The organism is Gordonia sp. DT101, from assembly GCF_049844895.1.
Classification (GTDB): domain Bacteria; phylum Actinomycetota; class Actinomycetes; order Mycobacteriales; family Mycobacteriaceae; genus Gordonia.
Window position 1 is genome coordinate 76,133 of the sequence record NZ_JBNCLX010000001.1, and the last position, 21,739, is coordinate 97,871.

Annotated in this window: 17 protein-coding genes; 5 read left to right on the forward strand and 12 right to left on the reverse strand. The window is 68.1% G+C overall.

The annotated features are described in order from the left end of the window. Nucleotides 1-17: 17 nt before the first annotated feature. On the reverse strand, nt 18-1,403 hold the full coding sequence (ilvA, locus tag ACLQ3I_RS00360; protein ID WP_425791979.1) for a threonine ammonia-lyase IlvA: 1,386 nt from the start codon (nt 1,401-1,403) through the stop codon (nt 18-20). Between the two features lie 169 nt (nt 1,404-1,572). Between ilvA and ACLQ3I_RS00365 the strand changes: the two genes are divergently transcribed. Together ACLQ3I_RS00365 and ACLQ3I_RS00370 are read left to right on the forward strand one after the other, a co-directional pair. Then, complete coding sequence (locus ACLQ3I_RS00365; protein ID WP_425799822.1) at nt 1,573-2,601, forward strand: SMP-30/gluconolactonase/LRE family protein; 1,029 nt, start codon at nt 1,573-1,575, stop codon at nt 2,599-2,601. 153 nt (nt 2,602-2,754) lie between these two features. Beyond that, a complete protein-coding gene (locus tag ACLQ3I_RS00370; RefSeq protein ID WP_425791975.1) occupies nt 2,755-3,768 on the forward strand; it encodes an SMP-30/gluconolactonase/LRE family protein in 1,014 nt (337 codons plus the stop codon). 99 nt (nt 3,769-3,867) lie between these two features. Here ACLQ3I_RS00370 and ACLQ3I_RS00375 read toward each other — a convergent pair whose 3' ends face one another. The 4 genes from ACLQ3I_RS00375 to lspA form a co-directional block, all read right to left on the reverse strand. Next, nucleotides 3,868-4,119: a hypothetical protein gene (locus tag ACLQ3I_RS00375; protein WP_425791973.1), complete on the reverse strand. Its 252-nt coding sequence runs from the start codon at nt 4,117-4,119 to the stop codon at nt 3,868-3,870. 127 nt (nt 4,120-4,246) lie between these two features. Continuing rightward, a complete protein-coding gene (gene dnaE / locus ACLQ3I_RS00380; protein WP_425791971.1) occupies nt 4,247-7,786 on the reverse strand; it encodes a DNA polymerase III subunit alpha in 3,540 nt (1,179 codons plus the stop codon). 141 nt (nt 7,787-7,927) lie between these two features. Continuing rightward, nucleotides 7,928-8,854 carry an RluA family pseudouridine synthase gene (locus ACLQ3I_RS00385; RefSeq protein ID WP_425799823.1) on the reverse strand — a complete coding sequence of 309 codons (927 nt, stop codon included), beginning with the start codon at nt 8,852-8,854 and terminating at the stop codon, nt 7,928-7,930. Further along, a complete protein-coding gene (gene lspA / locus ACLQ3I_RS00390) occupies nt 8,847-9,500 on the reverse strand; it encodes a signal peptidase II (protein WP_425791967.1) in 654 nt (217 codons plus the stop codon). Before lspA ends, ACLQ3I_RS00385 begins: the two co-directional genes overlap by 8 nt. Here lspA and ACLQ3I_RS00395 point away from each other — a divergent pair. Continuing rightward, nucleotides 9,492-10,526, forward strand: a complete 1,035-nt coding sequence (locus ACLQ3I_RS00395) for a hypothetical protein (protein WP_425799824.1) — start codon at nt 9,492-9,494, stop codon at nt 10,524-10,526. The genes lspA and ACLQ3I_RS00395 overlap by 9 nt on opposite strands. 99 nt (nt 10,527-10,625) lie before the next feature. On the opposite strand, the gene ACLQ3I_RS00400 is transcribed toward ACLQ3I_RS00395, so the two are convergent. Further along, on the reverse strand, nt 10,626-11,183 hold the full coding sequence (locus ACLQ3I_RS00400; RefSeq protein WP_425791963.1) for a hypothetical protein: 558 nt from the start codon (nt 11,181-11,183) through the stop codon (nt 10,626-10,628). 214 nt (nt 11,184-11,397) lie between these two features. On the opposite strand from ACLQ3I_RS00400, the gene ACLQ3I_RS00405 reads away from it, so the two are divergent. Further along, entirely contained in the window at nt 11,398-12,330 is a 933-nt protein-coding gene (locus ACLQ3I_RS00405; RefSeq protein ID WP_425791961.1) for an asparaginase, read from the forward strand. Between the two features lie 46 nt (nt 12,331-12,376). Here the strand turns inward: ACLQ3I_RS00405 and ACLQ3I_RS00410 are convergent, their stop codons facing one another. Together ACLQ3I_RS00410 and ACLQ3I_RS00415 are read right to left on the reverse strand one after the other, a co-directional pair. Then, nucleotides 12,377-13,837 carry a DNA polymerase IV gene (locus ACLQ3I_RS00410; RefSeq protein WP_425792111.1) on the reverse strand — a complete coding sequence of 487 codons (1,461 nt, stop codon included), beginning with the start codon at nt 13,835-13,837 and terminating at the stop codon, nt 12,377-12,379. A gap of 101 nt (nt 13,838-13,938) precedes the next feature. Next, nucleotides 13,939-14,385 (reverse strand): nitroreductase/quinone reductase family protein, encoded by a 447-nt coding sequence (locus tag ACLQ3I_RS00415; protein WP_425791959.1) that lies wholly within the window; start codon nt 14,383-14,385, stop codon nt 13,939-13,941. A gap of 112 nt (nt 14,386-14,497) precedes the next feature. Here ACLQ3I_RS00415 and ACLQ3I_RS00420 point away from each other — a divergent pair, with 112 nt between their 5' ends. Beyond that, entirely contained in the window at nt 14,498-15,184 is a 687-nt protein-coding gene (locus tag ACLQ3I_RS00420; RefSeq protein WP_425799825.1) for a TetR/AcrR family transcriptional regulator, read from the forward strand. A gap of 17 nt (nt 15,185-15,201) precedes the next feature. Here ACLQ3I_RS00420 and ACLQ3I_RS00425 read toward each other — a convergent pair whose 3' ends face one another. The 4 genes from ACLQ3I_RS00425 to ileS form a co-directional block, all read right to left on the reverse strand. Next, nucleotides 15,202-15,699 carry a MarR family winged helix-turn-helix transcriptional regulator gene (locus ACLQ3I_RS00425; RefSeq protein WP_425799826.1) on the reverse strand — a complete coding sequence of 166 codons (498 nt, stop codon included), beginning with the start codon at nt 15,697-15,699 and terminating at the stop codon, nt 15,202-15,204. 267 nt (nt 15,700-15,966) lie between these two features. After that, nucleotides 15,967-16,884 (reverse strand): RNA polymerase sigma factor SigJ, encoded by a 918-nt coding sequence (sigJ, locus tag ACLQ3I_RS00430; protein ID WP_425799827.1) that lies wholly within the window; start codon nt 16,882-16,884, stop codon nt 15,967-15,969. After that, nucleotides 16,881-18,086 (reverse strand): NAD(P)/FAD-dependent oxidoreductase, encoded by a 1,206-nt coding sequence (locus ACLQ3I_RS00435; protein WP_425799828.1) that lies wholly within the window; start codon nt 18,084-18,086, stop codon nt 16,881-16,883. The genes sigJ and ACLQ3I_RS00435 overlap by 4 nt, the downstream gene beginning before the upstream one ends. Nucleotides 18,087-18,171: 85 nt before the next feature. Then, complete coding sequence (gene ileS, locus ACLQ3I_RS00440) at nt 18,172-21,504, reverse strand: isoleucine--tRNA ligase (protein ID WP_425799829.1); 3,333 nt, start codon at nt 21,502-21,504, stop codon at nt 18,172-18,174. Between the last annotated feature and the right edge of the window lie 235 nt (nt 21,505-21,739).

The following is a 21,739-nucleotide window of genomic DNA, read 5'->3' on the forward strand; positions in this document are numbered from 1 at the left end:
GGTCAGGTCAGGTCAGGTCAGGTCAGGTAATCGTAGGCCGGGGTACCGGGTTCGAGTCGCTCGCAATGCAGCCGTGAGTGCGCCATCCGGTCCATCAGACCGACGAGACCCTCGGGTTCACCGAGCTCCACACCGACCAGCGCGGCCCCGGTCTCCCGGTTGTTCCGCTTGACGTACTCGAACAGCGTGATGTCGTCGTCGGGGCCGAGCACGTCGTCGAGGAACCTCCGCAACGCCCCGGGCTCCTGCGGGAAATCCACCAGGAAGTAGTGCTTGAGCCCCTTGTGGACGAGTGAACGTTCGATGATCTCGCCGTACCGGGACACGTCGTTGTTGCCGCCGGAGATCAGGCACACCACGGTGGCGTCGGCGGGCAGTTCCAGAGCGGACAGTCCGGTCACGGCAAGTGCACCGGCAGGCTCGGCGATGATGCCCTCGTTCTGATACAGCGCGAGCATGGTCGAGCAGATGGCCCCCTCGTCGACGTGCGTGATGTGCGTTGCGCCCGGGCGGGGTCGGTACCGGACACCGTCCTCGAGCACGCCGACCTGTGGTTTCGGCGCGATGCCGGGCAGGCTCGGGTGCTCGGTGATGGTCGCGTCGAGATCCGCCATCACCCGGTGGCCGATGCTGCCGATGCGCTTGACCGCCGCGCCGTCGACGAAAGGATCGATGGTGTCGAGGGTGACGGGACCACCGGCCGCCAGCGCCGCGGTCAGCGAGACGGCGCCGGTCGGCTCCACCCCCACGATCGCGACGTCGTCGCTGAGCGACCGGAAATAGGTCGCGATCCCGGCGAGACAGCCACCGCCACCGACGGGCGCGACCACCACGTCGGGCACCGTCCCGAGTTGCTCGACGATCTCGTAGGCGATGGTCCCCTGCCCCGCGGCGGTACGTGGATCGTCGAACGCGTGGATCCAGGACGCACCGGTGCGCATGACGTCCGACTGCGCCGCGGCCGCCGCCGCGTCGTAGGTCTCGCCGACGGCGATCAGATCGACGAAGTCTCCACCGTGCCAACGGATTCGGTCACGCTTCTGCTTCGGAGTGGTGGTCGGCACGTAGATCCGTCCGGGCACCTTCATGGACCGGCACGCATAGGCGACACCCTGTGCGTGATTGCCGGCACTCGCCGCGACCACGCCGCGGGCGAGTTCCTGCTCGGAGAGTTGGGCCATCACGTTGTAGGCGCCGCGAATCTTGTACGAGCGCACCGTCTGCAGGTCCTCACGCTTGAGGAAGACCCGGGCCCCGGCGTCTGCCGAGATCCGCGGTGATTCCTCGAGTGGCGTGCGGGCGACAGCCTCGGCGATCCGCGCGACCGACGCCGTGATGGCGTCCGCGGTCAACGTCGGGCCATGCTGATGAACCGGTGCCTCCTGCGTACTCACGCCCTCCATGCTCTCACCCGGCGCGATGGTGGCGCATCGGGAGGTCCAGCGCAGGCAGATCGGAAATGGTCGACGGGGACCCACCGCGGGCATACACTCCACAGAGGTCAACGAACCAGTCGTCCCCGAGATTGCGCGTGATCGACCGGCGGGCGGCGTCCAACCTCGGGAGGCCGAGATGTTCCGACGCTCCACATCGTCCGATTGCGCCGACGACACTGCGCCGGCAGCGCCCCCGAGATCAGGGCGACGCACCGCGCGACGACGACTGATCGCCACCTCCTCGGTGATCACACTCGCCGCCGGGCTGTTCACCGCGCTGTCGGCGGCCCCGGCCTCGGCGGCGCCGGTGTGCGCGGGCGCCGGGCAGGCGCCGCGCCTCGTCGGCTCGGTCCCCGGGGCAGCACTCGAAGGATTGACCGTCGACGCCGGTGGCCGGCTCTATACGACCGATCTGGTCTCGGGAAGGGTCTTCCGGCTGTCGGCGCCGGGCGCACGGCCGGTGCCGATCGCGCGCGTCCCCGAAGGCGGCGCCGGCGCACTGGCGTGGGCTCGGGACGGCGCATTGCTCGTCGGCTACGGCGCCGATCCCCGCGTCGTTGTCGGGGACTCGCTCCGGCACGCGGGCATCGCGCGTCTGAACGTGGCCAACCTGGCTCTCCGCCCCTGGGTACGCGGCTTCTCGGCCACCAACGGGATGGATACGGCAGCGAGCGGAATCGTCTATGCCACCAATGATTTCGGCAACCTGATCGGGCGTGCCTATCCCAACGGCGCAGTGCAGGCCGACTGGGGTTCGCTGCCCAGCGCCAACGGCGCGGTCCTCGGAAAGGGCGACCGGTGGCTGTACGTGTCCCGCACCTTTGTGAATCCGGGCGTCAGCCGCATCTCGACCGCCAACCCTCGCGTGGTGCAGAGCCTGCTCGATCTGGGCGGGAACATCACCGCAGGCCCGGATGGGTTGACACTGGATTCCAAGGAGCGGCCGGTGGTTCCGTTCAACGGGGCCGGCCAGATCGTCCGGATCACCTCACCGGGACGCTACTGCGTTCTCGGTTCGGGAATCCCCACATCCAGTGTGCTGTCCTACGGTCGGGGAAACCGCGGCTTCGCTGCGGGCCATCTCTACCGGGCGGGCTTCGACGGACGGATCTACGAGATCCCGGGCGGATTCGATCAGGGCGCCACGGCGGCGGTCCCGAGCTGAGCGGCGCCCTCGTCGGGCAGTCCGGGTCCTCGGAGGGAATCCTGGTTCGCTCGACGGCACCACGGTGTGCACACACTCCACGGAGGTCGACGAATCAGCCGTCCACCGGAACCTTGTGTGGGCGGACGTCCCCGAGATCACTGAGAGGCTGACATGTTCCGACGGAGCCGCTTCGATGATGCCGTCAACTCACGGGTACACCCCGGCGCGAGGACCCATCGTCGACGCCTGGTCGTGGCGGCATCGGTGGTGGCACTCTCGGCGGGCCTGCTCACCGCGGTGTCCGCGGTCCCGGCCTCGGCCGCGCCGATCTGCGCCGGAGCCGGTCAGGCGCCACGACTGGTCGGTACCGTGCCGGGCGCCGCACTCAAAGGTCTCACCGTCGATGCCGGCGGACGGCTTTACACGACAGACCTGGTCTCCGGCCGAGTATTCCGTCTCTCCGCGCCCGGCGCACCGGCGGTCCCGATCGCTCATGTCCCCGACGGAGGCGCCGACGCACTGGCCTGGGCACCCGACGGCGCGTTGCTGGTCGGCTATGGTTCCGATCCGCGCGTCTTCGTCGGGGACGCACTGCGACCCGGCGGCATCGCGCGTATGAATGTCGGCAACCTGTCGATCCGTCCGTGGGTACGGGGGCTATCGGCCGCCGACGGCATTGATGTCGGCGCAAACGGAACGGTTTACGCCACCAACGATTTCGGCAATCTCGTCGGCCGCGTCCACCCTGGCGGCGCCGTACAGGCGGCCTGGGGAACGGTGCCGAGCGCCAACGGCGCGGTTCTCGGACGCGACGACCATTGGCTGTATGTTTCCCGTACCTGGGTCAATCCGGGCGTCAGCCGCATCTCCACGGCCAACCCGCGGGTGATACAGAGCCTGTTGGACCTCGGCGCGAACACGATGGCGGGTCCGGCCGGCCTGACACTTGATTCCCGGGGGCGTCCGGTGGTGGCGTTCGGCGGGGCCGGACAGATCGTCCGGATCACCTCGCCGGGACGCTACTGCGTCCTCGGATCCGGCATCGCATCGTCCATCGTGGTGTCGTACGGCCGTGGCATCCGCGGATTCTCGGCGGGACATCTCTACCGGGCCGGCTTCGATGGCCGTATCTATGAGATACCGGGCGGATTCGATCGGGGTGCGGCTGCGGCCATCCCCGGCTGAACGGGTTCTCGTCGCGAATCCGGCTTCTATCGGCGGGAATGCGGTTGCTGTCGCGGGATTTCCGGTTGCTGTCGGCGGGAATGCGGTTGCTGTCGGCGACTAGCGGTGCCGGCGTGATTGCCAGAAGCGCTCGGTCCACCACACGGTGAGCAGCGCAATTGCCGAGGCCCAGGCGATGGCCTGGACCGAACCGGTGATCGCGAGGGCGAGCACCCCGACGACGACGGCGGCCAGCAGGGCGTGCAGCTTGTAGAGCGGCCACCTGGTGCCGGCGATCTCCACCGACCGTGCCGATATCCGCGACCGGGCCGGACGCACCTCGACCAGCGCGGAGATGTTCGCTGAGGTCATGGGTCACTCCTCGGTCAGGCGGAGATGGCGGATGTTCGTTGCCACTGACCCAAGTGTAACGCAGTTGGAACTAAATTGTTCGGGGCACCGAAAACTCTGGTTCGGATGTGCACTTTCACGCGGCCCGTCAGCCCAGACAACTCGGTCCGAGCAGCGCCTTGAGATCGCCCATCAGCGCGGAACTCGGGCTGACGCGCAACGTCTCCGTGAGCCGCAGGATCGTCGACCGCTGCTCACTGACGAGCGTGACGTGCACATCCGCGGTACCGGGGTGTCGCGTGAGGACCTGCTTGAGCGCCTGCACCCGGTCGGGGGTGCATGTCCGTGCACTGAGCGTGAGCGACACCGGTTTCGCCGTTCCCACTACCGCCAGGTCGGGTACCGCGAGATCGTTGGCGCTGATCATCGTGCTGTCGTCGCGTCTGTTGACCCGCGCTTTGATCAGCACGATATTGTCCGCGACGATGTCGAGCCCGTAGACCTGGAACGACCGTGGGAAGAAGTAGACCTCGACACCACCGACCATGTCTTCGAGGGTGACGACCGCGTACGGCTCGCCCTTCTTGTTCACGCGACGGTTGACCGACGAGATGATGCCGCCGATGGTGATCTGCGCACCATCACCGACCGTGCCCTCGAGGAGCGCGGTGATCGATGTGTCGGTCTGGGCCGCGATGGCGTGCGCCACCCCGGCCAGCGGGTGATCGGAGACGTAGAGCCCCAGCATCTCCCGTTCCAGCGCCAGTTTGTGCTTGGAATCCCATTCCTCGTCGGGCACCTTGACGGCGAAGACCTCGGACATCGTGTCGTCGGCCCCACCGGCGTCGCCGAAGAGGTCGAACTGTCCGATCGCCTCGGCCTTCTTGGTGCCGATGACGGATTCCACCGCGTCGCCGTGGACGAGGAAGAGCCCCTTGCGCGGATGACTCAACGAGTCGAACGCACCGGCCTTGATGAGCGACTCGGTGACCTTCTTGTTGCATGCGGTGACGTCGATCTTGCCGAGGTAATCGGAGAAGCTGGTGAACTTGCCCTTCTCCTCACGCGCGGCGAGGATCGCCGAGACCACGCCCGTACCGACGTTGCGCACCGCCGCGAGACCGAAGCGGATGTCGCCGCCGACGGCCGCGAAGTTGCGCTGCGATTCGTTGACGTCCGGCGGTAACACCGTGATACCGAGCTTGCGGCAATCGGACAGGTAGATGGCCGCCTTGTCCTTGTCGTCGCCGACCGAGGTGAGCAGACCGGCCATGTACTCGGCCTTGTAGTTCGCCTTCAGGTACGCCGTCCAGAAAGAGACCAGGCCGTAGCCCGCGGCGTGCGACTTGTTGAACGCGTATCCGGCGAACGGCAGAATCGTGTCCCACAGCGCCTTGATCGCCGCCGACGAGAAGCCGTTGGACTTCATGCCCTCTTCGAAGCCCTCGAACTCGGCGGCGAGGACCTCGGCCTTCTTCTTACCCATCGCGCGACGCAGGATGTCGGCTCGACCGAGCGAATATCCGGCCACCTTCTGTGCGATCTGCATGATCTGCTCTTGGTAGACGATCAGGCCGTAGGTGTCGGCGAGGATCTCCTTGAGCGGCACCTCGAGTTCCGGGTGGATCGGGCGGACCTGCTGCCGCCCGTTCTTGCGGTCGGCATAGTCGTTGTGGGCGTTCATGCCCATCGGACCGGGCCGGTACAGCGCGAGCACGGCCACGATGTCCTCGAAGCCGGTGGGCTGCATACGCTTCAGCAGTTCGCGCATCGCGCCGCCGTCGAGCTGGAACACGCCGAGGGTGTCGCCGCGGGCGAGGAGCTCGTAGGTCTTGGGATCGTCGAGCGGGGCAGCGTCGAGATCGAGGTCGACACCGCGGTTGGTCTTGATGTTCTCGATCGCGTCACCGATGACGGTGAGGTTGCGCAGACCCAGGAAGTCCATCTTGAGCAGACCGATGGCCTCGCACGATGGATAGTCCCAGCCGGTGATGATGGCGCCGTCCTGCGCACGTTTCCAGACCGGGATCGCGTCGGTCAGCGGCTCCGACGACATGATCACCGCGCAGGCGTGCACGCCTGCGTTGCGGATCAGGCCTTCGAGCCCCAGTGCGGTGTCGTAGATCCGCTTGACGTCGGGGTCGGTCTCGATCAGTGACCGCACCTCGGACGCCTCGTTGAACCGCTCGTGGTCGGGATCGGTGATGCCCGACACCGAGATGTCCTTGGCCATGATCGGCGGGGGCAACGCCTTGGTGATCTTGTCGGCGATGGCGAAGCCGGGCTGACCGAACTGGACGCGGGCCGAGTCCTTGATCGCGGCCTTCGTCTTGATGGTGCCGAAGGTGATGACCTGGGCGACCTTGTCGCTACCCCACCGCTCCGTCGCGTAGCGGACCATGTCACCGCGACGGCGATCGTCGAAGTCGATGTCGATGTCGGGCATGGACACGCGCTCGGGATTCAGGAACCGCTCGAACAGCAGACCGTGCGGGATGGGATCGATGTTGGTGATCCCCAACGCATATGCGACCAGCGAGCCCGCCGCCGAGCCGCGGCCCGGCCCGACCCGGATGCCGACCTCCTGGGCGTGCCGGATGAGGTCGCCGACCACCAGGAAGTAGGCGGGAAAGCCCATCTCGATGATCACGTCGAGTTCGTAGTCGGCGCGGCGCGCGTACTCGTCCGGGACGGATTCCGGATCGAAGCGGCTCTTCAGGCCCTTCGCGACCTCACGGCGCAGCCACGTCTGCTGCGTCTCGCCCTCGGGCACCGGGAAGACCGGCATCCGGTCGCGATGCTCGAAGACGTCGGCGTAACTCTCCACCTTCTCGGCGATCTCGAGCGTGGTGTCACACGCACCGGGCACCTGCGCATCCCACAGCTCGCGCATCTCCGCGGCCGATTTCAGGAAGTAGCCGTCGCCGCCGAACCTGAACCGCGTCGGATCCGACAGCGTCTTGCCGGTCTGGACACACAACAGGGCCTCGTGGCTGGTCGACTGGTCGCGGGTGACGTAGTGGCAGTCGTTGGTGACCACCGGCTTGATCCCCAGCCGGCGACCGATGTCGAGCAGGCCCTCACGCACCCGCCGCTCGATCTCCAGTCCGTGCTCCATCAACTCCAGGTAGAAGTTGTCCTTGCCGAAGATCTCCTGCCACTTCGCCGCGGCCTCGAGGGCCTCGCGCTCATGCCCGAGACGCAACCGGGTCTGCACCTCGCCGGACGGGCAGCCCGTCGTCGCGATGATCCCGTCCGCGTACTCCGCGATCAGCTCGGCATCCATCCGCGACCACTTGCCCAGCTGTCCCTCGATGGAGGCCAGCGACGACAGCTTGAAGAGGTTCCGTAGCCCGGTCGCGTTGCGCGCCATCATCGTCATGTGCGTGTATGCGCCGCTGCCGGAGACGTCGTCGCTCTTCTGGTCCCGGTTACCCCACAGGACTCGTTTGGTGTCGAACCGCGACGCGGGTGCGATGTAGGCCTCGATACCGATGATCGGGGTGATGTCGTGCTTGACCGCGGCGTTGTAGAACTCGCTGGCCCCGAACATGTTCCCGTGGTCGGTCATGCCGATCGCGGGCATCCCGAGGCGTTGGGCCTCCGCGAACAGCGGCGACACCTTGGCGGCACCGTCGAGCATCGAATACTCGGTGTGGTTGTGCAGGTGAACGAACGAATCGGCCACGAATCCCTCTCACCTCGACAGCTGTCACGACGACGACCACTTTAGGCGCGTCGTCCGACAGTCTTCGCGGGGCGCGCCCGACTGTGACAGATGGGGCGATCGCCTCGGTGTGTCGGTCCGGCGTGTCGGACCGACGGACCGTCAAGTGTCGCGCAGGACGTCCAGGGCGTGCTGCAGATCGGCCGGATACGGACTGGTGAATTCCACCCGCCGGCCGTCGGCGGGATGCGCGAACGCCAGCGAACGCGCATGCAGCCACTGCCGCTGCAGACCGAGCCGCTCGGCCAGCACCGGATCGGCGCCATAGGTCAGGTCGCCGCAACATGGATGGTGCAGCGCCGAGAAGTGGACCCGGATCTGGTGCGTCCGACCGGTCTCGAGATGGATGTCCAGCAGCGACGCTGATGCGTGCATCTCGAGCGTGTCGTAGTGGGTGACACTCGGTTTGCCGTTGGCGGTCACCGCGAACTTCCAGTCACTGCCCCGATGACGGCCGATCGGTGCGTCGATCGTGCCGGTCGGCGGATCGAGGTGTCCCTGCACCAGCGTGTGATAGCCCTTGTCGACGTCGCGTTCCTTGAACGCACGCTTGAGCAGCGAGTACGCCCGTTCGGACACCGCGAGGACCATCACGCCCGACGTCCCGACGTCGAGTCGGGACACGATCCCCTGACGTTCGGATGCCCCCGACGTCGAGATCCGGTAGCCGGCCGCCTCGAGCGCGCCGACCACGGTGGGTCCGCTCCATCCCTGCGACGGGTGCGCGGCCACCCCGACCGGCTTGTCGACGACGATGATGTCGGAGTCGTGGTAGATGACGTCGAGATCCTCGACCGGCGTGGGTTCGACCCTCAGGGGTTGTGCCGGTTCGGGCAGCGTCACATCGAGCCAGCTGCCGGCGGCCAGCTTGTGCGATTTGCCGACGGCCACCCCTTCGACGGTGATGTCACCGGCCTCGGCGAGCGCTGCGGCGACCGTGCGCGACAACCCGAGGATGCGGGCGACCCCGGCGTCGAGCCGCATGCCGTCGACCCCGTCGGGAACCGGCATCGACCTCGATTCACGCATCGGCGTCCTCCGCCGACACCGGCTCACCGTGCCCGGCCCGGCGCGCCGCCCAGCCGGTCCGCGATCCGTCGTACTCGAAGCCCAGCAGCGACAACGCGACGAGCAGGATCGCGCCGCACACCACCGCCGAATCCGCGACGTTGAAGACCGGCCACCAGCCGACCGACACGAAGTCGACGACGTGCCCGCGCAACGGGCCGGGCGCGCGGAAGATGCGGTCGGCCAGATTTCCCATCGCACCGCCGAGCACCAGGCCGAGCCCGACGATCCACCACGCCGATCGCAGACGACTGCTGTAGCGGATGATCCCCAGCACCACCACGAGCGCCACGACGGTCAGCACCCAGGTGTATCCCGACGCCATCGAGAAGGCCGCGCCGCTGTTGCGCACCAGGCGCAGCGTGATGGCGTCACCGACGATGTGCACCGGCTGTGCCGGGTCGAGATGCGCCACGGCCAGCGTCTTCGTCAGCAGGTCGAGGCCGATGACCCCGAGGGCGATGGCGAGCAGCACCCACACCATCGTGGGTCGACCACCACCGGTGACACCGTCGCCCGGGCCGTCCGACCCGACCCCGGCGGGCGGCGTCCCGGCCACGCCGTCGGCGCCACCGCCGTCCACCGGACCGGGTGTCGCTTGACTCATGACTCCATCATCCACCTCACCATCATCCACGAGGCCTGCAATACCCTGGCTGCCGTGTTCCTCTCCCGCGTCGTCACATCAGGTTCGGGGTGGCATGTACGGCCACCGAGTCGATGCGCAGGCATCGCCGTCGCGGCGCTGTTGGTCGTCGCCCTCGCCGGCTGTGGTTCCGATGACCAGGCCGGCGACACGTCCTCCACCGCGGCGCAGGCAGGCTGCTCGGACGACTCGACGTCGGGCCGAGAGGGCGTCAACCTCCTGCCGATCCCGCCGGCGAAGGTGACCGTGCTCGACGCGGGCGGCGCCGACAGGCGCACCGCCGCTGCAGCTCCCGATCGGACCAGTCCGCAGCGGTCGACCATGGTGACCACCTCGTCGGTGCTCTCGCCCGGCGACACCAAGACCCAGACCGTCGAGATGCCGCTGCAGGCACGCTTCCACTGCACCGACTCCACCGACCTCGAGATGACGCTGGGCCACGTGACGTCGCCGGAACCGGTCCTCGCCGACCAGTTGCGGGCGGTCGAGAACTCCCGGGCGGGTCTGGCCATCGGTCCAGGTTCGATGCCGATCTCGCTGCGCCTGCTCCCGGCCGAGGATGCCGGTCCCGAGGCGCGCAGCGCCGTCGAACAGTCCTTCGTCCAGGCCCTCCAGCTCTCGGTACCCGTCCCCACCGAACCGATCGGCCCCGGTGCGCGCTGGCGCGTCGAGCGCATCATCAGTGGGGCCGCGACGGTGACACAGCACATCGACGCGACCCTGAAGTCGTGGGACGGCAATCGGATGGTGGTCGACGTCGGCGTCGACGAGACTCCGGTCAACTCGGTATTCGCCATTCCCGGCAGTGATCAGACCCTGTCCATCACCCGCTTCTCCAACGGCGGCACCGGACAGGTAACCATCGACCTCACCCGTGGGCTGCCGGTGGCCGGCTCCATCGAGCTCTCCGGCGCGCGGGCCCTGGTCGGCAGCGACCCCAGCCGGCCGCTGATACAGCAGACCGGACTCTCCGTCCGGTGGCGCTGACCGGACGACCACGGCCGCCGGACCCGACAGAAACGGGCCGGTGACACGAGCAGTTGCTCGTGTCACCGGCCCGTCACTTCTGTCGAGCGACGCTCCGGGTCAGTTGGGCGCCTTCGATGTCGAGGCGCCACCTGACGACTTGCACATCGGGGTGGTGACGTTGTTCGCCGTGATCAGCGGACAGACCGTGTCACTCGACAACATCCACCGTCCGTCGGTGTAGACGATCCCCGCGTCCAGCTTGGTCGGGGGGTTGTCCGGCAGCTTGACCTGGACCTTCACGGTGGCCTTGTTGGGGCCGGCCGGGATCACCGGCGGGAAGATCTCATAGGTGACGTCCGGGTTGTCCTGCTTGGCCTTGACCAGCTTGTCGAAGACCGTCGGGTCGGCCGAGGAACCCTCGACCAGCTCGGTCTTCTCCGAGTTCGGCACGTTCGGGTCCAGCGCCTTGGTGAGCATCGCATTCAGCGTCGCCACCGATGGCCGCTGATTCGGGTTGGTCACGTCGTCCGCACTGCTCCCTCCGGCGTCCGCCGAGCTCGCCGCCGACGACACGGTCGGCACGTCCGGCACGTCGCTGTCGTCGCTGCCACAGGCCGCAACCGATGCGACCGACGCCGCGATCAACGCGGCGGTCACGATCTTCGGAAACTTCACCGATCTCCCTCACTGTCGTTCGTCACGCCTGCAGCGGACTCTCCCCCGCTGCAGGTCCTGGCAGATCCTGGTCGGCTCATCCCCCTCCGAGCCGCCAAAACTCACACCACTATGCCAAATGGACGACGAGGGCCCCAACATCCGAGCCGGGAACCGTCGCGGTCGGATCGCCAACGGTTGACGCGACGCGCAGGTTCCATCGACGCTGAACACCATGGCGAACACCCGCACCGTCCTGATCACCACCGGCGGCACGATCGCGGCGCTGACCACCGCCGACGGCGCCGTACCGAGCCTGGCGGCAACCGATCTGCGGCCCGATAACGGCGACATCACGGCCATCGATCTGATGTCGGTGGACAGTTCGGCGATGACCATCTCCGATCAGTTCGCGATCGTCGCGGCGATCGTGGACGCGCTGACCGATCCGACGGTGGCCGGTGTGGTGGTCACGCATGGCACCGACACGGTCGAGGAGACGTCATATCTCACCGACCTCTTCCTCACCGACGACCGGCCCGTGGTGTTCACGGGTGCGCAGCGACCCGCCGACGCGCCTGCGCCGGACGGTCCGGACAACATCGCCGCGGCGTTGCGGGCGATCACCGATCCGACATCGCGAGGCCGCGGGGTCCTGATCGCGATCGGCGGCGAGATCCGTTCGGCACGTGGCATCTTCAAGTCCTCGACGACTGATCTGGCGGCGTTCGACAATGTGCACGACGCATTACCGCGACGGCCGATCGGACGCCGGGTGCCGCGGAGGCGGCACGCCCGCGTGGACGCGTTCACGCTCTATCCGGGCGTGGCGCCGGGCATCATCGCGGCCGCCGTCTCCCAGCAGACGTCGGGCATCGTGCTGGCGGCCACCGGATCGGGCAACACCCACCCGGACATCACCGCCGAGGTGTCCGCCGCGGTTCGCGCGGGCGTCGTCGTGGTGGTGACCAGTCGGGTGCCTTTCGGGGCCGTCGTACCCGCCTACGGCGGGGGCGGCGGGGCCGTGGACCTCGCCCGCGCCGGCGCCATCGTGTCGCGCTGGCTGCGCGCCCCACAGGCGCGGATCGCACTGCTCGCGCTGATCTCGGCGGGAGCAGACCCGAACGAGATCCGCGACTTCTTCGATGCCGTCGAACCGCCGGGATGACGTGCACGCCCCGGCGGACGAACCGGCCACCCTACAGAACGGACGGTCAGTCGGCGTCGTCGCGCACTTCCGACGAGCCCAGATCGGGCCACGCGAGGCTGTCGAGCGGATCGGCGCGCCGCACCGCGGGATCGTCGCTGGCGAAGGTCACCGCACGGCCCGGTCCGGTCGCGCGCGTCTCGAACCGGACAGTCACCACCCCGTGCCCGCTCCCCTGTACCCACCCGTGGCCGTGGTCGGGGTGTGTCACGTCGGCGCCGGTCTCCCAGTGCTCGTGCGCCGCGGGGTCGTCGAGGGTCGTGTCGGAGCTGTCGTCGGTGAATCCGCCGGCGGGAACACCAGCGGCGGGGACGGCATCGGCGGGGACAGCCATCGGCCCGGAGGCCCCCGCCGCCACGAACGCGGCCTCGACATCCTCGGATTCGGCCGCCGTCGCGCCGGGCGCACCCCACTCCCCTTCCAGGTCAGCGAACAGTGAGAACTGTTGCACCGCAGTAAGTCCCGAATAACCAACGCCGACGAGCCGGATCGGTCCGATGCTGCGCGGGTCGAGGGCGAGTCGCTGCGCGGCCGAGACCAGCACCGACAGTTCGGTGGTGGCGGCCGGCAGCGTCATCGACCTCGTCAGCACCGACATGTCGGACCGCCTGAGCTTCAGCACCACCGTGCGGGCGCCACGCCCGTCGGACATCAGCCGCCGGTGCGCACCCTCGGCCGCGGCGTCGATGGCCGGGCGTAATTCGTCGAGCTCCACCAGGTCGCGGGGAAAGGTGGACTCGGCGCTGATCTGCTTGGCCGAGGCCCGTTCGGCGACCGGGCGGTCGTCGACGCCCTGCGCGAGCCTGTGCAGGGCGGGCCCGAGCGTCACCCCGAGCACCGAGGTGACCTCCACCTCGGACATCGCGGCGAAGTCGCCGATCGTCTCGATGCCGAGCCGCTGCAGCTTGTCGCCCGACACCGGCCCGATCCCCCACAACTTGCGGACCGGGAGCGAGTGCAGGAAGGCGAGTTCACGACTCGGCGGGATCGCCATCACCCCATCGGGTTTGGCGAGTCCGGAGGCGATCTTGGCGATCTGTTTACCACTGCCGAAGCCGACCGACGCCGCGATGCCCACAGTGTCACGGATCCGGCCCCGCAGACGTTCGGCGAATGCCGTGACCTCCTCGACCGAGGCCCCGGCGAGTTCCGCAGGCTCGCCGAACGCCTCATCGAAGGAGAGCATCTCGATCACCGGGATCGCGTCGCGGACCAGTCCGAAGATGCGGGCGCTCACCACGCGATAGACACCGCCCCGCGGTGGGAGCACCACCGCTCCGGCGCCGATCAGCCGCCGGGCCTGATGCATCGGCATCGCCGAGCGGGCGCCGAACGCCCTCGCCGCATAGCTGGCACCCGCCACCACGCCGCGGCCGCCCGTCCCGCCGACGAGCACCGGACGGCCCTGCAGCGTCGGTCGGGTCAGTTGTTCCACCGATGCGAAGAACGCGTCCATGTCCAGATGCATCACCCACCGCGCACTGCGCTCGGGATCGGGGCCCGCGGGCCCGGACGGTGATGGGACGGCGGACGCCACCCCCGCATCGTAGTTCGGACGGTCATCCGACCTCAGGACCGGATCTCGAACACCGGCAGATCGTCGAGGTGGGCGGCCAGTGTGGCGTCGTCGGGTTCGGTGCCCATGCCCTCCGGCAGGAACCGACCGACCTCCCACCCCCACTTGTCGAGGTAGGCGCGGATCATCGGTGCGCGGTCGGCGGTTGCCACCTCGACCAGGCGGACCGCGCGACGACTGCGACCGCGTCGCAGTTCGGCAGCATCGTTCGCCCGCACGTTACGTACCCACTGCGTGGTGCCACGCGGCGCCACCAGGTACTCGCGGCCGCCCAATCGCATCGGGTTCACCGGCACGCTCTGCGGCTTCCCGCTGACCCGCCCTGTCACGGTGAGGGTCCGCGCTCCCGCGAGATTCACCCCGTGATCGGCGAGCCAGCGCACGCTCTTGTTGAAGATGTTGTCGAAGCCCTTCGGGGCGCTGTAGTGCATCGCGGTCATGGTCTTCCCTTTCGAGGTCGTATTCGAGAGCACCGCTCTCGAATACTTAGTCTGCACGTCCTTGGGCAGCAAATCAAGAGCAGTGCTCTCTTTTTATGCGACACTTGTCCCCATGACAGGCCGAACACGCGCAGCCAACCGCGCCGCCATGGAATCGGAGATCCGCCGTCTGGGCCGGGAACACCTGCGCACCCACGGCGCGGCGGGCCTGTCGCTGCGCGCGATCGCCCGCGACATGGGCGTGGTGTCGTCGGCGGTGTACCGCTACGTCCCCAGCCGCGACGACCTCCTCACCCTGCTGCTCGTGGAGGCCTACTCCGATCTCGCGGACACGGTCGATGCAGCCATCGCCGTCGTCGACGAGACCCGCCCGCGCGATCGTCTGCGTGCCGCGACACGGGCACTGCGGCGATGGGCGGTCGACGATCCGTCCCGATGGGCGCTGCTCTACGGCAGCCCCGTTCCCGGGTACACGGCCCCGGCCGAGCAGACCGTCGGGCCGGGCACGCGGGTCGTCGGGACGCTCATCGCCGAGGTCGCACGCGCGCACGCAACCCGGGACCCTGCCGCCGCGAAGTCGGTGCCGCCGTCGGTGACGAGCGATTTCGACGCCATCCGAACGGAATTCGGCACCGATCTGCCCGACGACGCGATGCTCGCGGCGACCACCCTGTGGGCGACGACGATCGGCGGGATCAGCTTGGAGGTCTTCGGTCAGTACGGGTCCGACACCTTCGCCGACCCGGAGGCCCTGTTCCTCGCGCAGGTCGAGCGCGCACTCGCACCGATCGGCGCGTGATCCGCCCGATGTGACCGTCAGGAGTCGACGATGATCGTCAGCACCCGACGGAACGTCGCATAGTCCTCACGCCCGACCTGTCGAATCCAGTCGCGCTCGACGGCGGCCAGCCGACGATGAAGGCGGCCGAGGGTCTCGACACCCCGTTCGGTCAGCTCGACGGGACGGGCCCGCCGATCATCGGGATCGGGCTGCTGCGTGACGAATCCCCGATCGGACAGATGGGCGACGTGCCGGCCGGCACCCTGTTTGGTCATCCCCAGTTCGGCAGCGAGATCAACCGTCCGCAGCGCACCCCTCTCGACCGCCTCCAGAATACGGAAGTGCGATGGGCGCAACCCATCCCAGTCGTCGCTCGGGAACGCGGCACGCAGTTCGCCGAGCGCTGCGCCAAGGAGCTCCGCGGCATGCCGGGGCATGTCGACCCCTGGTTCCGTGAACGCATGATGCGATTCATCGACCGCACACCCGCGTTGTTCGACGAGATCGAGTGCCTGCCGCTGTTGAGTGCGCACGACGACGCGTGCCCCATCCCCTGGCGTCCGACGACGAGTTCGTGGTCATCGACTGGGCCTTCTTCGCGCGCGGCCGGATGGGTTTCGACCTGAGTCAACACGTCATCAGCGAGATCGAACTCCGGCGGATGTCCGCCGGCACCCTGACCGAGATACAGCGGGTGTGCCTGCCCGCTTGTCGACGCGGACCGGCCGAGGGCGGCACCTCACCGCCGACCGCGTCGCCATGGTGGGCGACATGCTCGACGCGATCGGGATCTGACTCTGTCACCGCGAGATCCGGCGTGGTTCCCCGACCCCGAGCAGTTTGTCCGGATTACGGGTGGCGTAGATGTCGGCGACGAGACCGTCGACCACGTCGAGCACAAACACCCCTTGCAGCTCACCGCCGAAGAACAGCCGCATGCCGGGCAGACTGTTGAAGATCGCCGGCTCCACCCGGAACTCCTCGAGTGTCGGCCCGACGCTCGCGAATCCGGCCAGCAGACGGGCCACCGCAAGAGCCCCGCGGATCGGACGGCGCACCGCGCTGGCCTTGCCGTCACTGTCCGCGGTGAACACGACGTCCGGCGACAACATCGCCATCAGCGTCTCGATCTCACCGGACTCCGCCGCCATCATGAACGCATCGGCGATCTCGGCCGTGCGTGCGGCATCGACGGGCTCGAACCGCCGTCGCCGTGCCCGCACGTGCGCCCGCGCCCGGTGCGCGGCCTGCCGGACCGCCGCGTCGGATTTGCCGACCATCTCGGCGATCTCGTCGTGGCCGAACCCGAACACCTCTCGCAGCACGAACACGACCCGCTCGTCCGGGCTGAGGGTCTCGAGAACGACGAGCATGGCCGTGGAGACCGATTCCGCGAGCACGACATCCTCGGCGGCGTCGCGCTCATCGAGCAGGATCGGCTCCGGCAGCCACGGCCCCACGTACTGTTCCCGACGCCGCGACGACGCCCGCAGCGCGTTCAGTGCCTGGCGGGTCACCACCTTTGCGAGATAGCCCTTGGTGTCGTCGACGGTGCCGAGATCGACGTCGGCCCACCGGAGATAGCTCTCCTGCAGCACGTCGTCGGCATCCGTCGCGGACCCCAGGATCTCGTACGCGACCGTGAACAACAGCGGCCGTAGTTCGGTGAACCGGCGGACATGCTCCTCGGAGTCGTGCTCATCGAGATCGGAGGTCACGCGACCACCTCGGCGCCACGGTCGCCTGTTTCGCGCGGTCGTCCGAACGACGGCGTCGCACCCGGTCGACGTCCCTCCACGCGAAGTCCCCAGATCACACTGCGGCAGACCACTTCCTTGATCGTCGCGGCGAACCGACCCGAGACGACGGCACGTGCGGGTGTGTCGTCGAGGTGCGTCGACTGGATCACGGCACCGTGCCGGCCGAGTGAGGTGCACTGCCCGACGAAGGCGAGTCGGACCGCGACCGGTTCGGCCCCGGCCAGCCGAGCGAGCACCGTGTCGGCGGCGTGCGGGCCCAACTGGTTCGCCGCCTGGCAGCTCATCCGGAACGGCATGCCCGACGGTGCCACGGCATCCCCCGCGCCCACGATCCGCGGGTCGTCGACACTCGTCAGCGTCTCGTCGGTGATGAGCCTGCCGATCGCGTCGGTCGACAGTCCGCTGGCCGCGGCCAGATCGGGCACACCGAACCCGGCCGCGACGATCGTCGTCGAGCTGCGCACGACTCGACGCTCACCGCGTTCCACGATGGTGACGGTATCCGGTCCGACGCTCGCGACGTGGCAATCCTCGAGGATCTCGATGCTCAGCTTCGCCAGCCGACGACGAGCCCGCTGCCGGGCACGGGCACCGAACGACGGTGCCAGGGTCGCACCGCACACGACCCGGACCGGCACACCTGCGTCTGCCAGTTCCGCGGCCATCTCGATGCCGGTCAGCCCACCACCGATCACGGTCGCGGGAGCGCGCGGATCCGTCCTGCCGATTCCGGCGAGGTGCGCCCGGAGTCGCTGCGCCGCTTCCCATTCCCCCAACGCGAAGCCGTACTCGGCAACCCCGTCGATCGCGTCGGCCGGGGTGCCCGACGACCCGATCGCATAAACGAGGTGGTCGTAGTCGAGGGCCGCGCCCGAAGCCAGTTCGACCCGTCGCCCCGCTGCGTCGATCCGACCGGCCGTGTCGACGACGAGACGGACCCGTCCGTTGAGCACGTGCCGGAAGTCCTCGTCGGCCGTGCCCGTACCGGCCACCCACTGGTGCAACCGAATCCGGTGGACGAACCGGGGTCGCGGGTTGACCAGGACCACATCGGCGTCGTCCGCCGCACTGAGCCGGTTGGCGGCCATCGTCCCGGCGTAACCGCCGCCGAGGACGAGGATCTGCCGGCGACGCGACGCGCTCACCTGTGATGCACTCATGACTGCTCCTTTGTCGAAAGGTGGACAGTCTCAGGACACCGGCCGCCGCCGTCGCGTGACACGGAGTGACTCAGATCACACAGGGTTACGAGGTAGCCGCCTTCGTGATGTCTGCCGTCACCCCGTCGCCGAGGTCGATGGCACCGGGCCCACTCTCGGCATCGGCCACGTCGAACGCCACGGCCAGCACCTCGCCCGCGATCAGCTCGGCATGTGTGCCGGCCCAGGCCAGACGCCCCGCCGGCACGACGAGGCGGACGGTGATGCGATCGGACACGTCCAGGCCCAGGGTGCGGCGCGCATCCTGGAGTTCCCGGACACGATCCTTGGCCCAGCCCTCGGCCTCGAGTTCCGGCGTCACCGTCGTGTCCAGCACTACCAGCCCCCGCCCACCGGGCATCTCCGCGGTCGAATCGGGCTCGACCGCGACCAGCCGGCGGGTGTACTCGCCGTCGTGCAGCTCGATCCCGTCGGCGACGACCACCTCGGCGCCGTCCGCGCCGTTCTGAACCGTCCAGTTGCCGGCCTTGACCGCCTTGATCGCGCGCTGGACGTCCTTACCCAGGCGCGGTCCGGCGGCGCGGGCGTTGACCACGATCTCGTGCCGACCATAGGCGTCCGCATCGGTGGCCAGAGTCACCGACTTCACGTTCATCTCGTCGGCGATCAGGCCCTTGAAGGGCGCCAGCTGCTCGGCGGTGGGCGACGCGACGGTCAGCCCCGGCAGCGGCAGACGGACCCGGAGCTTGTTCGCCTTGCGCACACTCGACGCCACCGAACAGACCTCCTGCACCTCGTCCATCGCTGCGACGAGATCAGGGTCCGACGGCAGGTCGCCGGCCGACGGCCAGTCCGTCAGGTGCACCGAGCGACCGCCGGTCAGACCGCGCCAGATCGCCTCGGTCGCCAGCGGCAGCAGAGGTGCGGCGAGTCGGCTCGCCGCCTCCAGCACCGTGTACAGCGTGTCGAACGCATCGGGGTCCTCGTCCTGCCCGCCCCAGAACCGCGCACGCGAGCGACGCACGTACCAATTCGTCAACGACTCGACGAACTCGCGGAACGCATCGCATGCTCTCGACACGTCGTAGGTGTCGAGCGCCTCGGTCATGGTGTCGCGGGTGACCGCGAGCTTGGCCAAGATGTACCGGTCGAGCACGTTCGTGGAATCGGTGCGCCATGCGGCCGGCCGTTCGGCGTAGAGCTGCAGGAAGCTGTAGGCGTTCCAGAGCGGTAACAGCGCCTGACGCACGCCCTCCCGGATGCCGCGCTCGGTGACGACCAGATTGCCGCCACGCAGGATCGGGCTGGCCATCAGGAACCAGCGCATCGCATCGGAGCCGTCACGGTCGAAGACCTCGTTGACGTCCGGGTAGTTGCGCTTGGACTTCGACATCTTCTGTCCGTCGTCCCCGAGCACGATGCCGTGTGCGGCGACGGATTTGAATGCCGGACGATCGAACAGAGCCGTCGCCAGGACGTGCAGGTTGTAGAACCAGCCGCGGGTCTGCCCGTTGTACTCGACGATGAAGTCACCCGGATTGTGTGGCAACACACCCTGATCTGGATCTCCGTCGAACCACTCGGAGTTCTCGAACGGGTAGTGCACCTGGGCGAACGGCATCGAGCCGGACTCGAACCAGCAGTCGAACACCTCCGGGACGCGACGCATGGTCGACTTCCCGGACGGATCATCGGGATTCGGCCGGGTCAACTCGTCGACGTACGGACGATGGAGGTTGTCCGGCCGCGCACCGAAATCGCGCTCTAGGTCGTCGAGAGAGCCGTAGACGTCGATCCGCGGATGATCCGGATCGTCGGAGATCCACACCGGGATCGGCGCACCCCAGAAGCGATTGCGGCTGATGTTCCAGTCCCGCGCACCCTCGAGCCACTTGCCGAACTGACCGTCGCGGATGTGCTCCGGCGCCCAGGTGATCTGCTTGTTCAGCTCGAGCATCCGGTCCTTGATCGGGGTGACCGCGACGAACCACGACGGAACCGCCATGTAGATCAACGGCTTCCCCGACCGCCATGAGTGCGGGTACGAGTGCTCGATGGTGTCGTGACGCAGGATCTTTCCGACGGATTTCAGGTCCTTGATGATCGCCGGGTTGGCGTCGAACACCATCAGACCCTCGTATGGCGGCACCATGGCCGTGAACCGGCCACCCGGATCCAGCGGCTGCACGACCTCGATGCCGTTCGCCGTGGACAGGTCCATGTCCTCCTCGCCGAAGGCCGGCGCGAGATGCACGACACCCGTGCCGCTGTCGGTGGTGACATAGTCGCCGAGCAGCACCCGGTGTGCGTTCGGATGGCCGACGAAGAAGTCGAACGGCGGCGTGTACGACAGACCGGCCAGCTCGGCACCGCCGTAGCTGTCGACGATCTCCGGCTCAGGGATCTCCTTGGCGTAGCTACCCAGCAGCGCCTTCGCCAGCAGGTACTCCTGGCCGTCCGCGGACCTCACGTGCACGTATTCGACGTCGGGGTTGACCGCGATGGCGAGGTTCGACGGCAACGTCCACGGGGTGGTCGTCCAGATCAGCGCGTTCACACCGTCGAGTGCGGTCAGCGGCCCGTCGGTGACCACCAGTGGCATCCGCACTGTGACCGCCGGGTCCTGGCGCATGCGGTAGGCGTCGTCGAGCTTGGATTCCTGGTTGCTCAACGGTGTCTGCTCGTACCAACTGTATGGCAGGACACGGTAACCCTGGTAGATCAGACCTTTGTCGTAGAGCCGCTTGAACGCCCACATCACCGACTCCATGAAGTCGAGATCCAGCGTCTTGTAGTCGTTGTCGAAGTCGACCCAGCGGGCCTGCCGGGTCACGTAATCGCGCCACTCGCCGGTGTAGCGCAGTACGGAGTCGCGACAGTAGTCGTTGAACCTCTCCATACCCATCGTCTCGATCTCCGACTTGTCGGTGATCCCGAGCTGGCGTTCGGCCTCGAGTTCGGCCGGCAGACCGTGGGTGTCCCAGCCGAAGCGGCGCTCGACCTTCTTGCCGCGCATGGTCTGGTACCGCGGTACCAGATCCTTGACGTACCCGGTCAGCAGATGACCGTAATGCGGGAGTCCGTTGGCGAACGGCGGCCCGTCATAGAAGACGAACTCCTCGGCGTCGGCACGATTGGCGATCGACGCCGCGAATGTCTGGTCGGCCTCCCAGTACGCGAGGACGCGCTCCTCGACGTCCGGGAAGGACGGTGTGCTGCGTGCGGTGTCGGTAGCGCTCCCGGCGTCGGTAGCACTCGACCCGCTCGCTGCGCTCCCGGCGTCGGCAGCACTCGACCCGCTCGCTGCGCTCCCGGCGTCGGTCGTCATGTCGGCGACCGGATAGACACGCGCTCCGGCGGGACGGTCGGATTGTGGTGCGGCGTCGGTCGGGTCGTTGCTGTGGACCGTGTCGGTCATCGGTCGGTCTCCTCGTGCCTGGCATGCGTATGACTGCTCTTGGCACGGGGACGCATATCAGGTCGTCGACGACCACCCGATCCGCGCGGTACCACCCCGCTTGCGCCACCGGTCCTGATCGAAGCCGGTTCGGCGCCTCTCTCCGGTCCGCGGTCACACCGCGCACCCACGGCTGTGTCGGGCCGCTCCCGCCCGGGTCTACCAAGTGCGCCGTGACGGCGCCCTGTTCTTCCGG

Excerpts from the sequence above, each read along its gene's own strand:
- ilvA (WP_425791979.1), bottom strand. The coding sequence starts at position 1,403 with ATGGAGGGCGTGAGTACGCAGGAGGCACCGGTTCATCAGCATGGCCCG.
- ACLQ3I_RS00365 (WP_425799822.1), top strand. The coding sequence starts at position 1,573 with ATGTTCCGACGCTCCACATCGTCCGATTGCGCCGACGACACTGCGCCG.
- ACLQ3I_RS00370 (WP_425791975.1), top strand. The coding sequence starts at position 2,755 with ATGTTCCGACGGAGCCGCTTCGATGATGCCGTCAACTCACGGGTACAC.
- ACLQ3I_RS00375 (WP_425791973.1), bottom strand. The coding sequence starts at position 4,119 with ATGACCTCAGCGAACATCTCCGCGCTGGTCGAGGTGCGTCCGGCCCGG.
- ACLQ3I_RS00385 (WP_425799823.1), bottom strand. The coding sequence starts at position 8,854 with ATGCGTGAATCGAGGTCGATGCCGGTTCCCGACGGGGTCGACGGCATG.
- lspA (WP_425791967.1), bottom strand. The coding sequence starts at position 9,500 with ATGAGTCAAGCGACACCCGGTCCGGTGGACGGCGGTGGCGCCGACGGC.
- ACLQ3I_RS00405 (WP_425791961.1), top strand. The coding sequence starts at position 11,398 with ATGGCGAACACCCGCACCGTCCTGATCACCACCGGCGGCACGATCGCG.
- ACLQ3I_RS00410 (WP_425792111.1), bottom strand. The coding sequence starts at position 13,837 with ATGCATCTGGACATGGACGCGTTCTTCGCATCGGTGGAACAACTGACC.
- ACLQ3I_RS00415 (WP_425791959.1), bottom strand. The coding sequence starts at position 14,385 with ATGACCGCGATGCACTACAGCGCCCCGAAGGGCTTCGACAACATCTTC.
- ACLQ3I_RS00420 (WP_425799825.1), top strand. The coding sequence starts at position 14,498 with ATGACAGGCCGAACACGCGCAGCCAACCGCGCCGCCATGGAATCGGAG.
- ACLQ3I_RS00435 (WP_425799828.1), bottom strand. The coding sequence starts at position 18,086 with ATGAGTGCATCACAGGTGAGCGCGTCGCGTCGCCGGCAGATCCTCGTC.
- ileS (WP_425799829.1), bottom strand. The coding sequence starts at position 21,504 with ATGACCGACACGGTCCACAGCAACGACCCGACCGACGCCGCACCACAA.